This is a genomic window from Paenibacillus taihuensis, assembly GCF_003386535.1.
Lineage (GTDB): Bacteria > Bacillota > Bacilli > Paenibacillales > Paenibacillaceae > Paenibacillus_Z > Paenibacillus_Z taihuensis.
Genome location: NZ_QTTN01000031.1, coordinates 17,127 through 31,379, shown reverse-complemented (window position 1 = coordinate 31,379; position 14,253 = coordinate 17,127). Strand labels below are relative to the sequence as shown.

Genomic DNA, 14,253 nt, shown 5'->3' with positions numbered 1-14,253 from the left:
CCTCATTTATTTCTATAGAAAGGCTTTATGATGATATTATCCATCCAGCTTTTGAAGAAGGCTGGAGATATCGCTTTAATATACGGCGAGGAGAAATTGGTCAACCCCATCAAGTGAATGATCACGATACCCAAAGTGAAGAAGATACCGATGTTCCCCAAAAATCCCGCCATAATAATAAATAGAAATCGAACGAGTCTAATGGAAGCACTCATGCCATAACTTGGGACGATAAATGAAGCAATTGCCGATACGGACACAACAATAATCAAGATATTACTGGTTATCCCGGCTTGAACGGCTGCTTGTCCGATTACGATACCCCCGACAATTCCAATGGTTTGACCAATTTTGGTAGGCAGTCTCGCCCCGGCCTCCCGCAGCAATTCAATGACTATTTCTAAAAACAGTGCTTCAATAAAAGGGGGAAAAGGCACCCTGCTCCTAGACTGCATGAGGCTCTGCAGCAGCGATTGCGGAATCATCTCGTAATGATACGTACATATTGAGACATAAAAAGCGGTGAGTATTAAAGTGACGAATAACGCTAAGTATCGCAGAAGCTTCACTGCTACCCCTATCGTCCAACGCTGATACAGATCATCAGGTGACTCGAAAAAATCAAAGAAACTGGATGGCGTACAAATAATATTGGGACTATCGTCGACAAGTCCGATAATCTTGCCGGCATATAGTTTTGACACCGCTATATCCGGTCTTTCAGTCGTATAAAATTGAGGAAATGGCGAGTTTTGATGCTCGTCTAATTTTTGAATCAGAAAATTAGAATCCGTTATGGAATCAACTTTAATCGCTTGAATCCTTTCTTTTAACTGATTCACAATGCTCATTTTTGCAGTGCCCTCAATATAGATGACAAGAACTCTAGTTTTTGAAATGTCGCCAACAGATAACGAAATCATTTTTAAGCGAGGACTTCTGATTCTTCTCCGAATTAAGGATACATTCGTTTGTAATACTTCATTAAAAGAGTCATGCGGCCCATTAATGACCGTCTCTCTCTCGGATTGCGAAATGGCACGCTCTTCGAATCCTGGCACATTTATTAAGTATGTATACGCTCCAGCGAACATTGCCACATTACCGTCTAATATGCCCTTGATTACTTCTTCTTGGTCATTTATTCGTTTGAATAGTGACTGATCCGTAGCCTGTTCAAGATGATTGAAAGACATTTCTCTTAAAGGCGAAAGTATTTCCCACTCTAATGACTGAGAATCGACTAATGAGTTCAAATAAACAATGCGAAATTTATCTTGATGAAATGAACGATGGACAAGGTCAAAACTATCCCCAAATTCCGCAAGGGTCTTTTCATAATTAGCTTCTGTCATTTATCAAGTCCCCGCCTTTGAACAGGATTACAATTATTATGGAGTACAAACTTTCCAAATATGCATAATCCGTACAGTCGTGAGCGGAGCAAGTTTGAACGGAAATACCCGCAAGACACTATCTAAATAATATCTAGAGTGTTACAATCTTTGTATTACGATTTAAAGGAGTTGCTGCACGATGCTATGGGACGATTTTTTGAAAAGCAACTATCACGACTGGAGAGGCAGCGGTTACTACGAAGACCGCCTGGACAAGCCAGGATGGTTAGAACAATTACTGACGAACCATAACCTTCCCTATCCAGGCGCTCCGTCTGCGAAAGAAATGGATGATCTGAAACAACTGCGGCACCAAATACTTCATCTCGTTCAAAGGCTGACAGAGCATAAGATCACGGATGCCTCGGATCTTGAAGGACTGAACAAGACATTGTCGGTCGCGCCAATGATTCTGCAGATCGTGGGAACGGAATCTGGATTTCAATTGGTAACCGCTCCACTACAATCGGGTTGGGCTAGTATCGGAGCAGAAGTAGCTACTTCATTCGTTCGATTACTGACAGAGGGTGATCCCTCCCGTATTCGTATTTGCGAAAATCCGGACTGTAAGACGGTCTATTATGATGAAACCCGTAATAACTCCAAACGCTTCTGCGCCAATAATGTTTGCGGTAACCTGATGAAGGTCCGACGTTTCCGAGCACGCCAAAAGGTTGATAAAACCTAAGTCGTCCAATCTGCAGCAATCAAAAAGAGTTGAGCAGAGATTATCTGCCCAACTCTTTAAGCATGAATAATGAGGAGACTCCAATGAAGCATGAACAACTAGTTTCAATCAATGTCGGTAAACCGACTGTTATGGAATTTAACCAAAAAGAAATCGTTACAAGCATTTTTAAAATGCCTGTCTATACTCTTTTGGAATTGGACTCGGACGGATTCCAAGGAGACGCACAAGCTGATTTGAAAAATCACGGCGGAAAAGATAAAGCAGTTTGTGTATATAGCTATGGACACTATCCATTCTGGGAGAAAGAGCTTGGGAGATCATTATCCTACGGGGCCTTTGGAGAAAATCTGACTGTTAACGGCTTCTTAGAGACGGAAGTATGCATCGGAGATATCTTTCAACTTGGCAGTGCCATTGTACAGATCACTCAACCGAGGCAGCCATGTTTTAAGTTGTCCGCCCGTTATCAATCCCCCGAAATGCCCATCAAGGTACAGCAAACAGGGTTTACAGGCTTTTATTTGCGTGTTCTTCAACCGGGAAAAGTCCACTTTGAAAACCAACTGATATTATTACGGGCACATCCGCAAGCAATAACAGTGGCATTCGCGAATCGGGTCATGCATCATGATAAGAATGATTACGATGGGATTGAGAAGCTATTGAGCGTGGAAGAATTATCTTCAAGTTGGAGAAACACGTTTGAGAAACGACTATTAGGGATTAAGATCGATAGCAGCGAGCGCCTCACAGGCAGATCTCAGAGAGAGCGTCAAGAAACGCAATAAAGCCAGCCTCGGTCGAACGCCGATCAAGAGGCCGGCCGAATCATGTTACTTGTATTGAATTACACCGAACCGAATACCCTGCGGATCGAATAAGTAGGCAAGATAAAAGTCACCGAAATCCATTCTCTCCGTATCTTGTTTGGCACCATTCTCCACTGCTCTTGAAATGGTCTCGTCGATGGAATCCAAATATTAACATCTCATTACCTGCCATTACACTTCATCCATTGTATAGTAAGCAATAATTTGGATATATTACAAAAACACCACGAATCAAGGAGGCTAACTAAATGTCCAGAAACACACTAGTAGTACCGCAAGCAACGCAAGCGCTCGATCAGCTAAAGTATGAAGTCGCTCAAGAACTCGGTATTCAGCTTTCTCCAGATGGATATAACGGAAACTTAAGAACTTACGATGCTGGGAAAATCGGCGGAACAATTACACGCAAACTGGTTCAGATTGCCGAACAAAGCTTAGGCGGATCATCAAGTAATTGGAGATAAAAGTAATCGGAGATAAACATAAAGGCTGCTCCTTATGATGAGGGGCAGCTTTTTTTAGTTTATAATTGCAGCCCAATTGCGGCCGTTATACATTTTCTGTATAAACACACCGAAGTTCGCAAGGTTTGAATTTACAAATGCAAAGGATATAATGGGACTATCTGTATGTTGCAAGAAGATAATAATTATGCTGACAAGCATGAATTGAGGAGTTAAGCGGATGCAAAATGTAAAAATATTTTCCGGTTCTTCGAACCGCCCGCTCGCGGAAGAGCTATGCCGGCAGCTTAATGTTCCGCTTGGAGACATTGAGATTTCGAGGCTGCAAAGCGGAGAAATCAGCTTGCGTTATATCGAATCGATTCGCTCTGCACATGTCTATATCCTTCAATCCTTGTCTCATCCCGTAAATGAGCATTTAGTCGAACTCATGATTATGATTGATGCAGCAAAACGCGCTTCAGCCAAAACGATTAATATCGTTATGCCGTATTACGGCTATGCTCGTCAGGAACGAAAAGCGGCCCCGCGCGAACCGATTTCCGCGAAGCTCGTAGCCGACGTGCTGACAACCGTAGGCGCTAACCGCTTGATTACGGTAGATCTTCATGCCGATCCCATTCAAGGCTTCTTCGATATCCCTGTTGATCACCTTACCGCTTTGGATCTCATCACCGATTATTTGAAGGCAGAGAACATCAAGAATCCGGTCGTTGTCTCGCCTGACGCTGGTCGGGCAACAACCGCTGAGAAGCTCGCCAATTATTTGGACTGTCCGTTTGCCATTATGATCAAGAACCGCCCTGCTCACAATCAGACGAAAATCACGCATATTATCGGCGAAGTCGAAGGCATGACTCCGATTATTATTGAGGATTTAATCGATACAGGCGGCACGATTGTGAATGTTGTTGAGGCGCTGCATAAACAAGGCGCGAATGACGCCTATATCTGCGCGACACATGGGCTTTTCTCGGAAAACGCGCTCGAAAAGCTGTCGCATCCCTATATTAAAAAGGTCGTTATTACGGATACCATCGCGATTGACCCGAACCATTCGGATAAGTTCGTTGTTCTTCCAATGGCGGAGCTTCTCGCAACTGCGCTCAAAATCATTAATAACGGCGGATCGATAAATACACTGTTTAAGACCAATCAAATGTAAGGAATCCTGGTAGTGAGGGACAACAAAAAAGACCGTCGACAACTGTCGACAGTCTTCTTTGATTTATACAGACTAAAAAACGCTTTAAAACCCCATCTTAACCCCGATGTATTCATTCATGACTTGGATGCGACGAGTTCCTCGAAAGGAAACGAAGACGTGAATCTTTGCCCAGCCTCCATGAACTTGTCAATGACGTCCTCTCCAATACCCCGAATGCGGCAGACTCCGGACTGTACCGCGTAGATGGCGATGCGCTGCAGCCGTCCTTGCGCCCATTCCATGTCTACCATGTAACCGCCTCGGGCCCGAAGACCGCGAACGCGGCCGTCTCCCCAAGCGGACGGCCAGGCAGGAAGCAGATCGAGCACGCCCGAATGGCTTTGCAGCAGCATTTCCGCGATGCCTGCCGTACCGCCGAAATTCCCGTCGATCTGGAAAGGCGGATGATTATCCAGCAGGTTCGGCAGCGTGGAATGGCTAAGCAGCGCCTTCACGTTCTCGCGGGCCTTGTCCGAATCCCGCAGGCGAGCCCAAAAGTTGATAATCCAGGCTCGGCTCCATCCGGTATGTCCGCCGCCGTGAGCCAGCCGCCTTTCGAGGGTGACCCGGGCGGCAGCCGCCAGCTCCGGCGTCTTCTCCGGTGTGAACTGCTCTCCGGGATACAGCCCGAACAAGTGGGAGATGTGCCGATGCCCAGGCTCCGCTTCTTCGTAATCTTCCATCCACTCCTGAATCTGGCCGTGTCTGCCAATCGCCGGTTGCGGGAGCCTGCTCAGGGCGCTTGCCACCTCACTGCTAAACGCCTCATCGATCTCAAGGATACCGGCACTTTGCATGCAAACGTCGAATAAGGCGCGAATGATTTGGAAGTCCATCGAAGCACCTGCGCATAACACCTCGGCTTCGCCGCTGTCTAACAAGTAAGCGTTCTCAGGGGATATCGAAGGACAAGTAATCAGCTGTCCGTCCTCCCCTTCGATGAGGTAATCCAGCAAGAATCGAGCCGCTTCCTTCATTGTGGGATAAGCCTGGGCCAGAAACGCCTCGTCTCTGCCGAAGTCGTAATGGTCCCAGAGATGGAGGCATAGCCAAGCAGCGCCAAGCGGCCAGAAAGTCGATGGCGGCCACCCATCCTGAGGGGCCGTATCCGCCCAGATATCCGTATTATGATGTGCCGTAAACCCGCGGCAGCCGTACATGATCGACGCCGTCGTTCTTCCCGGCTCTCGCATTCGCTCGATCAAGTCGAACAATGGAAGGTGACACTCCGCCAAATTGCAACTTTCGGCCAGCCAATAATTCATTTGGGTATTGATATTAATCGTGAATTTACTATCCCACGGGGGCAAAAAGTGGGGATTCCAGATTCCCTGAAGATTCGCCGGCAGTGCCCCCGGACGGCTTGACGAAATGAGAAGATAACGCCCGAATTGAAAGTATAAGGACACCAGCCCCGGATCTTCTTGTCCTTGTCCATAATCAGCCAGTCTCTCGTCCGTCGGCAACTCGTCACGGTCACTAATCGGGCCGTTGATTTCCAGCTCCACACGCGTGAAGTACGAACGGTAGTCCGCCGTATGCCGATCGAGTATTTCAGCGTACGGCTTCTTTGCCGCTGCATCGATGGCCGTTTTGCAGGACTGCTCAGGATAAGCCGAACGGAAGGTCGTGTCGGCTGCGATAATCAGCGTGACCTCATCCGCCTGATCGACCAGAACATATTCTCCGAGTGTGCGACAGTTTCCACCCGTTGCAAAGACCTTCAATGCGGCGCGGAACGCGACCCCGCCTTCACCTCCGCCCTCGCCTGACATTACCAGTCCGTCGGTTCCCCACGGGGAGATCCTATCCACATACCGCCACTGCTGGCGATCCCATCTTGCTCGGAACGTCAGCCGGCCTGGCTGGTCTGCCTTTAGCCGAACGACGATGACTTGATCTGGATTACTCGCGAATATTTCTCGGGTAAAGCGAACTCCATCCTGTTGATAGGAGATGGTCATTACTCCGTTCTCCAAATCCAACTCTCTGCTGTACGCCGAAGGCGAAGAACCGGATGAATCAAAGCGAAGCTGCAAATCGCCCAAGGGCACATAATGCCGCTGCGATTCCGGAATGCCCGTCAAAGCCATGCAGGCCAGCTCTTGAGCTTCGTGAACCTTTCCAGCCAGTATCAGCTCCCTGATCTTAGGAAGATTCGGGAGAGCATCCCGATTGTTGCGGTCCCTCGGTCCCCCGTACCACAAGGAATCCTCGTTCAACTGAAGTCGTTCGTTAGTTACATCTCCGAAAACCATCGCGCCCAACCGTCCGTTTCCAAGAGGCAGCGCTTCGTTCCAATTCTTGGCCGGCTGCTTATACCAGAGCCTCATACGTCCTGCCGCCGCGTTCATGCTTATTCACCTTCCATTCTGTAGGGTAGAATTGGGCTGTCCATCGTTTTCGATCCTTCTTATAGATCGAAATTATTGCCTGGAATTCTAGAATGCTCCCGGTAATCGAAAGGACTCCTTCCTTCCAGCGATTTAAAGAGCCGACTAAAATAGGCTTGATCCGAATACCCAACCTCATTGCATATTTGGTATATTTTTAATCGCGTTTCGTTTAAGAGCCGTTTCGCGTGCTCCATCCGGATTCGAGTCAAATGCTGTGTGAAGGTCATGCCTGTCTCCGTTGTAAACAACGCACTTAAATAATTGGGGGAGACATCGAGCGACTCGGCCAGCAAGCCCAGCGAAATGTTCTTGCTCGCGTATTCGGTTTCGAGCCGGTTCATCGCGAGCCGTATAATGCGATTCACGAACTCAATCGTTCGACATCCCGAAGTCGTATCCATGGAATCAGCCGAGAATGCCATCAGGCTCTGCTCGTACATAGAGCCGACCTCTCGCAAGTCCGAGGCTATGCCTCCGAAGCCCAGACGGAGATTAGGGTCCACATTCTGTTGCAGACGCTTCTCCGCTTCCAGCATTTTCTGCTCAACAGGCGGGACCGATATTTGATTGGAGAACACAATGGCCGTCATCAATAGATCATCGATAATGACAACCGAGCCCAAGGAGGATAAAACTTCCTCGAGCAACGACCCGGCGAATGCCCGATGCTTATTATCCCAATAAAGGGTATCCTGCCTGGAGATCGAACAGACGCTGATCCAGCGATATGAAGGAAGCAGCGCTTCATAGATTTTCGAAGCCTCCGCACCTAGGGTTCCGTAGAACAGATCCTGCACGCGCTTTTCCATCAACGTCTGCTCCCTCATCATGACCGCGCCAAGCATTGTTCGCTTCTCCGCATCACTAAACTCCCTGTTTACGAACCCGCTCCCGTCGTGAATGAGCATCTCGCTTAGAGCGGCAATCAAGCTTAGGGCATTGGCTTTCATCTTGACTCGATGATGCGTTGATGAGAGGCCCGACGAACTGGAGACTTCTTCTATAAAATTGTCCAGCAGTGGTCGAAGCCGCATGGTCAGCTCGGAATCTCTAGCATTCAGAATGTCCGTTAAATGATAGAAGGGATCCAGGATGAAGGGATCGTCAATGTTCAAGTGAAGGCAGAAAAAAGACATGCCGTCGCTTCCTTCAGACCTGCTGGCATGCCTCCGCCCCGGCGGTATAAGCAGCAAGTCCCCGGGACCCTGAACATATTCCACGTCTCCAACCCGCGTCACTTGGGTACCCTCCAGCACCAGATTAAGCTCCAACAGCGGATGCTCGTGTTCTGCATAAGACCAGTTTTGCAGAACGCTTCGCCAATGAATACCGTAAATCTGGAAGGAAAAATGAAGATTGGGCATTGCATGCAACTCGACACAAAGCTCGTCACCGGGTTCAAAATATTCTCCCATATTCTTTCTCCTAAAATAAATATGACTTGCTTCCACTTTATCAGTTTGTGTTGGAGATGCAAATCATAGCGCGGAAGAAAGCATTATTCCAGCGTGAATGAAGCCAAGCTAGCGCCGCCCATGCCCGTATACGTGAAATACAACGCTTGAATACCATCCGGAATGATGAGATCCGCCCAATACTCCTTCCAAACATTCGTAAAATCGACCGGAATTGTTGCAAGAGCGGGGCCGTCCCAAGATGTTTTGATTTCGAAGTCGCCGCGGCAATAGCCGCGCACTGTGATTTTGACTTTGCGGATTCCCTCGCAGCGGAAATACTTGAAGCCCGCCGTAGCGGAATCCCTCATGTTGGCAATAAATCCGACCTCTTCGTCCTCGTCTTTGCCGTCTTGGGTGATCTTCGGGAACCGGCTGTCCATCCATTCCCCGGGAGCTCCCGTGTACAACGCCTCGTCAGGGCAGAACAGATTACAGGCTAAGTATGCAGGATATTCACCCCTTCCTTCAAGCGGTCCTCCATTGGGTCCGGACGAAGTCATCTCGGCCTGGATTATCGTCCCGTCCTTTCTGAATTCGATCGGTTCGATGCATCCCTGCCGGCTGAAATTCGTTCCGTTCGTATGCCGGTGATAGAAGATGTACCACTTTTCATCTATTTCTACTATACTGCCGTGGTTATTGCCGCCATAGAACATCGGTTTGTCAGCCGGCTTGTATGAATCGATGTGAAGATCGTTATTGCTTATAATTACGCCTTGATAGACAAAATCGCGGGTCGGAGATTGGCTGGACGCATAGCATAACTCGTGCATGACGACGGACGAATAGATTAAATAATACGTGTCGCCTCTTTTCCTAATGGAGGGCGCCTCGAAGAAGGCATGTCCTTCAAATCCGCTCCCCTTGCAATAAGGTTCGCTTGGCGCGACGAATACCGGTTCTTCTATAATCGTGAGCATGTCCGGACCGAGCACTGTCGCCATGGCGCCATGCCTTGATTTATCGCCGACCGCGCAGAATCCGGTGTACAAATAGGTCCGCTCGCCTTCCGTGAGCACGCCTGGATCGAATTGAGGCTCGTCGCCTTCTCTTTCCCCCAGACGAGTGCCGTCGGCGTACTTGACGTTGCCGTAGAACTCAAACTTACCGGCTGGCTCATCGCAGACCGCTACCGAAACGATAGAGACCTTGTCGAGAACATAATAGAGGTAATATCGTCCATCCGCTCCAACCGTGACGTCCGGCGCATAGAGGCACATGCTGGCGTCCGGATTCAGCGGATCTGATGTTTTCTTGTAAATCACGCCCTCATAGCGCCAATTGCCCAGATCATCAGCCGGCGCCGACCAGCACACATAATCGTTGAGGCAATACGCATGTCCGTTAAACCGGTCATGCGATCCGTACACGTAAACTCTGCCGTTAAATAAATGAGGTTCTCCGTCTGGTATGTATTCCCACGATGGAAGATACGGATTCAACCCTTGTTTTCTCATATCCTTTGAGTTCTCCTTCAGAATATATTCTAGATTTTCAGGACGATCCTTCTAGGTTCAGCTATTCTTCTTGAAATATTGCTCTACGAGGAACTTCATGATCTCGCTTGGCTCTTCTCTCGCAAACTCGGCTTGATCCGCGAATAACATCCCGTACGGCGTCTCCGGCGCATAAGGCTCCCACTTCGGCATTCTCACACCTGTCGAATCTTCACCGTTCGGATCTCCCGTACAGATAAAGTTCGCCCAATAGTTACACATCCGGCGGGCCAGATCGTAATGCTTGCCGACGAACGGCCTCCAGCATTTGGCCAGCGTCTCGAAGAAGAACCAGAGATCCACCGAGTGGAACGTGCCGGGATCATCCCAGCCTGGGATATCCGCATCGAAATTGTAGTAGTACAGCGGGGTTTTCGCACCGGTATCGGCATTGGCCCGACCGGCAATCCGTATTGCGTATTCGATGCCGCTCACCGAAGCTTTCTTCACGGCCTCGTCCACGCTCCCCGATTGCACATTGCAAAGCGAGAGAAACTCGTCGGCATCGTCGCCGAACAGATCGAACGCCATACGCTTGAATTCGTCAAGCGAACCGACATCCGGAACGCTGTAAAACTCGGACGACGTATGGCCCAAGAGCACCGGCACCATCCAACGCTTGTTCTGAAGGAATAGTACGAACGCATCGCCTACGTTAAACTTGTTATCGACAACGGCGCCCCAGAATCCTCCGGACTCCAGGTACCTATCGCGAACGTAAACCGCGTCCAACTTCCGGGCTTCCTCAAGCGAGGACACGCCGAGAGATTCGAAGAAGCGAACGCCGTCTCGTTCCGCTTCCGCTATCGTACGCAGAAACTTTGGCGCGCGTGGGTTCGGGTACAGCTTCGTGAACACCCCGCTCTGCACGATGGCTCTCTGGAAGAGTCCTTCGTTCTGCGGCGAAGCGAGCTGGTTCATGACGCTGCCTCCCCCGGCCGATTGTCCGCCGATGGTAATGTTATTCGGGTCGCCGCCGAAAGCCGCGATGTTGCGTTTGACCCAACGCGTAGCGAATTGTTGGTCGAGGTGCCCGAAGTTCGCGGGAGCATCCGGCGATTCCGCCGTGATTTCCGGATGGCAGAGGAATCCGAACGCGTTGAGGCGATAGTTGATCGTGACGACCACGATGCCGCGCCTTGCAATGCGTTCGCCGTCGAACTCCATCTCGGATGGATGGCCGACCTGCAGACCGCCGCCGAAATACCATACGTAAACCGGAAGTTTCTCGTTAGCGCTGCCCGCCGGGGTCCACACATTCAGATAGAGACAATCCTCGTCCATAGCGATGTCCGGCTCCACGGCCCATTCCCGGGTATAGATGTTGTTCACGTCGATCTCTTGCCTAACCTGCATCGGAATCGGGGAGTATTCGTACGCGCCCCGCACGCCTTCCCAGTCCTGCAGCGGCTGCGGGGCGCGCCAACGATTGTCCCCTACGGGCGGAGCGGCGAACGGAATCCCTTTGAAACTCGTAATCCGCGGGTCGGCCGCCGGCAACCCTCGTACGGTTCCGTTTTCTACCTTCGTGACTCTTAGCATGTGCAAGTCTCCCTTCAAAATGACGATGCCGAATTATCGAAAAAGAAGCTTGGAGAAATGATACAAATCATTTTTCCATACCAACCAATCATGACCGCCGCTCTCCTCATGCCAAATATGAGGAACATGAAGCTCTTCCAGGCAGGTATGCGTTCTGTCGCTCACATGTTTCAGTTCATCCAAAATGCCGCACGACAACCAAAGCAACCTGAGTCCTGCTGCCGTCTCCTCCGGTTGCGGGATAAGCAGTTCGTCAACTTTCGTATTTGGCGCGGGAGAGAAAGCCCCAATCCATGCAAATGTTCTGAAATGCTTCAAGCCAATGTTCAAAGATTGCCCGCCGCCCATGGACAGGCCGGCTAATGCTCGGTTCTCCGAGCCTGTTAGAACCGGGTAATGCGACTCCACATAAGGAATCAAGTCATTCACCAGATCAGATTCAAAAGTCTCGAATGCTTTTATTTTGTCGGCATCGAATAAATTCCCCTCTGCCCTGTCATTCGGCATTGCACGGCCGTTCGGCAGAACAACGATCATAGGGGCGAGCTTGTTTTCTGCATATAAATTATCCAGAATCACCTGCGGAGCGGCATGATGAAACCATTCCAGCTCGTCCCCTCCAATCCCATGCAAGAGATACAAGACATTGTACTTCGCTTCATCGGTGTATCCCGGAGGCGTGTAGATCATGCATTTGCGTTTGCTGCCAACCGTGCAGGATTCATATTCGATCGTTGCCATTTTTCCGTGAGGAACATCTTCTCTGTATTGGTCATAACCAGATGGAGCCGATTCAAGAAACATATATGCTCTTCCCCTTTCTAATAAATAAAAAAGGCCATCCAGCATAAGCTAGCTGACCGAGATAACGTCATTGAAGAGGCGGCTGCTACTCCTTCACGCTGCCGAGCTGCATGCCGTGAACGAAATACTTCTGCAGGAACGGATACACAACGAGAATCGGCACGGATGCGACGATCGTGATGGCCGCCCGGATCGATATCGGCGTGACCATGTTAAGCGCGGCGGTCGCATTGTTCCCATTGACTACCGCCGGGTTGCTGTTCGAGAACGATGCGGAAGACAGCAGCTTCATGAGCTCGTACTGAAGCGTGCTCAAATTTTGCTTGGAGGACGCGTACAGGAACGTATCGAACCAGGAGTTCCACTGCCCGACCGCGACGAACAGCGCAACGGTAGCAAGCACCGGTTGGCAGAGCGGCATGATGATCGAGAAGAAGGTCCTGAAATCTCCAGCGCCGTCGACTTTGGCCGATTCGATCAGCCCATCCGGCAGCGTCTGAATATAGGTTCGAATGACGATCATATTGAACGCGCTGATCAAGCCTGGGACGATATAAACCATGAAGCTGTTCAGAAGATGCAGATCCTTGATCAGGAAGTACGACGGAATAAGTCCAGCATTAAAATACATCGTCATCACAATGATGATCGTAACCGGCTTGCGGAACACGTATTCCTTGCGGCTGACCGTATAGGCGAGCATGGAGGTCAGGAACAGGCTAAGCACCGTGGCGATAAGCGTTCGCGCTACCGAAACCCAGAAGGCATGATAGATCGTTCCGCCTATGAATACCGCCCTGTAGTTCTGATCGGTCCAAACGCGAGGCCATAAATAGATGCCGCCGCGGAGCGTATCATTGCCGGGATTAAACGAAACGGCCAGCGTATTCAGAAATGGATAAAGCGTAATGACTGCCAGCGCGATCATGACGATAGCGTTGAACGTTTGAAAGACAACCGGCTCCAGCCGAAGCGTTCTCGTTCTCATCGGTTTGCCCTCCTCATATCAATCGATCTTCGCCAAAGCGTTTGGCTATCGTATTCGCCCCAAAGATTAGCGTGATGCTGACAACGCTCTTAAAAATGCCTGCAGCGGTTGCAAGGGAATAGTTGCCGATCTGCAGACCGTACTTCAATACGAAAATATCGATTGTCTGCGACCAGTCGACGACGACGCCATTGCCGAGCAGGTACTGCACTTCGAAGCCGGCATCGAGAATCCAGCCGAGATTCATGATCAGTAAAATAATGACGATCGACCTGATTCCCGGCAGCGTGATGTTCAGCATTTTCCTGTATCGATTCGCCCCGTCGATTTCCGCCGCTTCGTAAAGCGATGGGTCGATGGACGTGATGGCCGCCAAGTATATAATGGCATTCCATCCCACTTCCTTCCACACGTGGGAGGCGCCTACAATTCCCCAGAAGGAGTGCGGCTTGCTGAGCCACATGATCGGTTCGTGAATGAATCCAAGCTTCATGAGCACCACATTGACGATGCCGCCGTCCACGGATAGCGCATTCGCGACAAGGCCCGTTACGATAATCCACGACAGAAAGTGCGGAAGATAGGATATGGTCTGAATCGTACGCTTGTACAGCTTACTCTTGATTTCATTAAGCAAAATAGCGAACATGATCGCCGTAACGAATCCGAGCACAAGATTGATGAAGCTCATGCCAATTGTGTTGCGCAGCACCAGCAGAAACGTGTCGTCTTTGAAAAGAAATTTGAACTGCTTGAAACCGACCCACTCCTGCTGAGAAAAAGGTAACGCCGGCTTGTAGTTCTGGAAAGCCTGCAGCCATCCCCAAATGGGATAGTAACTAAATAAAAGGACATATAGCAGTAGGGGCAGCGACATGATCATCAGCTGCTTCTGGCTGCGCATCCGTTTCAATAGGGACGATCTGGGTGCGGAAGTCATCACGGCCGTCGTTGATGAAACGGCTTTCGGGGCGCTCGCCA

At 49.8% G+C, this 14,253-nt stretch carries 12 protein-coding genes; 4 read left to right on the top strand and 8 right to left on the bottom strand.

Annotation, left to right across the window (positions count from 1 at the left end; all coding sequences use genetic code 11):
• Positions 1-2: 2 nt before the first annotated feature.
• Entirely contained in the window at positions 3-1,355 is a 1,353-nt protein-coding gene (locus A8990_RS21935; RefSeq protein ID WP_116191196.1) for a spore germination protein, read from the bottom strand.
• Between the two features lie 181 nt (positions 1,356-1,536).
• On the opposite strand from A8990_RS21935, the gene A8990_RS21930 reads away from it, so the two are divergent.
• The 4 genes from A8990_RS21930 (at position 1,537) to A8990_RS21915 (ending at position 4,547) form a co-directional block, all read left to right on the top strand.
• Positions 1,537-2,085: a CGNR zinc finger domain-containing protein gene (locus A8990_RS21930; protein WP_116191195.1), complete on the top strand. Its 549-nt coding sequence runs from the start codon at positions 1,537-1,539 to the stop codon at positions 2,083-2,085.
• Positions 2,086-2,168: 83 nt separating this feature from the next.
• Positions 2,169-2,876, top strand: coding sequence for an MOSC domain-containing protein (locus A8990_RS21925; RefSeq protein ID WP_116191194.1), 708 nt, complete (start codon positions 2,169-2,171; stop codon positions 2,874-2,876).
• 290 nt (positions 2,877-3,166) lie between these two features.
• Positions 3,167-3,382 carry an alpha/beta-type small acid-soluble spore protein gene (locus A8990_RS21920; protein WP_116191193.1) on the top strand — a complete coding sequence of 72 codons (216 nt, stop codon included), beginning with the start codon at positions 3,167-3,169 and terminating at the stop codon, positions 3,380-3,382.
• 220 nt (positions 3,383-3,602) lie between these two features.
• Complete coding sequence (locus tag A8990_RS21915; protein ID WP_116191192.1) at positions 3,603-4,547, top strand: ribose-phosphate diphosphokinase; 945 nt, start codon at positions 3,603-3,605, stop codon at positions 4,545-4,547.
• 116 nt (positions 4,548-4,663) lie between these two features.
• On the opposite strand, the gene A8990_RS21910 is transcribed toward A8990_RS21915, so the two are convergent.
• From A8990_RS21910 to A8990_RS21880, 7 genes are all read right to left on the bottom strand, one after another.
• Complete coding sequence (locus A8990_RS21910) at positions 4,664-6,943, bottom strand: glycoside hydrolase family 95 protein (RefSeq protein WP_245996145.1); 2,280 nt, start codon at positions 6,941-6,943, stop codon at positions 4,664-4,666.
• A gap of 59 nt (positions 6,944-7,002) precedes the next feature.
• Positions 7,003-8,400: an AraC family transcriptional regulator gene (locus A8990_RS21905; protein WP_116191191.1), complete on the bottom strand. Its 1,398-nt coding sequence runs from the start codon at positions 8,398-8,400 to the stop codon at positions 7,003-7,005.
• Positions 8,401-8,483: 83 nt separating this feature from the next.
• Positions 8,484-9,899, bottom strand: coding sequence for a family 43 glycosylhydrolase (locus A8990_RS21900; protein WP_116191190.1), 1,416 nt, complete (start codon positions 9,897-9,899; stop codon positions 8,484-8,486).
• Between the two features lie 57 nt (positions 9,900-9,956).
• Entirely contained in the window at positions 9,957-11,480 is a 1,524-nt protein-coding gene (locus A8990_RS21895) for a carboxylesterase/lipase family protein (RefSeq protein ID WP_116191189.1), read from the bottom strand.
• A 33-nt stretch (positions 11,481-11,513) separates the two neighbouring features.
• Positions 11,514-12,284 (bottom strand): alpha/beta hydrolase, encoded by a 771-nt coding sequence (locus A8990_RS21890; RefSeq protein WP_116191188.1) that lies wholly within the window; start codon positions 12,282-12,284, stop codon positions 11,514-11,516.
• An 85-nt stretch (positions 12,285-12,369) separates the two neighbouring features.
• Complete coding sequence (locus A8990_RS21885) at positions 12,370-13,272, bottom strand: carbohydrate ABC transporter permease (protein WP_116191187.1); 903 nt, start codon at positions 13,270-13,272, stop codon at positions 12,370-12,372.
• Between the two features lie 13 nt (positions 13,273-13,285).
• Positions 13,286-14,212, bottom strand: coding sequence for an ABC transporter permease (locus A8990_RS21880; protein WP_245996149.1), 927 nt, complete (start codon positions 14,210-14,212; stop codon positions 13,286-13,288).
• Between the last annotated feature and the right edge of the window lie 41 nt (positions 14,213-14,253).

Bases quoted from the DNA above. Each gene is read 5' to 3' on its own strand.
- A8990_RS21935 (WP_116191196.1), bottom strand. From the start codon at position 1,355: ATGACAGAAGCTAATTATGAAAAGACCCTTGCGGAATTTGGGGATAGT.
- A8990_RS21930 (WP_116191195.1), top strand. From the start codon at position 1,537: ATGCTATGGGACGATTTTTTGAAAAGCAACTATCACGACTGGAGAGGC.
- A8990_RS21925 (WP_116191194.1), top strand. From the start codon at position 2,169: ATGAAGCATGAACAACTAGTTTCAATCAATGTCGGTAAACCGACTGTT.
- A8990_RS21920 (WP_116191193.1), top strand. From the start codon at position 3,167: ATGTCCAGAAACACACTAGTAGTACCGCAAGCAACGCAAGCGCTCGAT.
- A8990_RS21915 (WP_116191192.1), top strand. From the start codon at position 3,603: ATGCAAAATGTAAAAATATTTTCCGGTTCTTCGAACCGCCCGCTCGCG.
- A8990_RS21910 (WP_245996145.1), bottom strand. From the start codon at position 6,943: ATGAACGCGGCGGCAGGACGTATGAGGCTCTGGTATAAGCAGCCGGCC.
- A8990_RS21905 (WP_116191191.1), bottom strand. From the start codon at position 8,400: ATGGGAGAATATTTTGAACCCGGTGACGAGCTTTGTGTCGAGTTGCAT.
- A8990_RS21900 (WP_116191190.1), bottom strand. From the start codon at position 9,899: ATGAGAAAACAAGGGTTGAATCCGTATCTTCCATCGTGGGAATACATA.
- A8990_RS21895 (WP_116191189.1), bottom strand. From the start codon at position 11,480: ATGCTAAGAGTCACGAAGGTAGAAAACGGAACCGTACGAGGGTTGCCG.
- A8990_RS21890 (WP_116191188.1), bottom strand. From the start codon at position 12,284: ATGTTTCTTGAATCGGCTCCATCTGGTTATGACCAATACAGAGAAGAT.
- A8990_RS21885 (WP_116191187.1), bottom strand. From the start codon at position 13,272: ATGAGAACGAGAACGCTTCGGCTGGAGCCGGTTGTCTTTCAAACGTTC.
- A8990_RS21880 (WP_245996149.1), bottom strand. From the start codon at position 14,212: ATGACTTCCGCACCCAGATCGTCCCTATTGAAACGGATGCGCAGCCAG.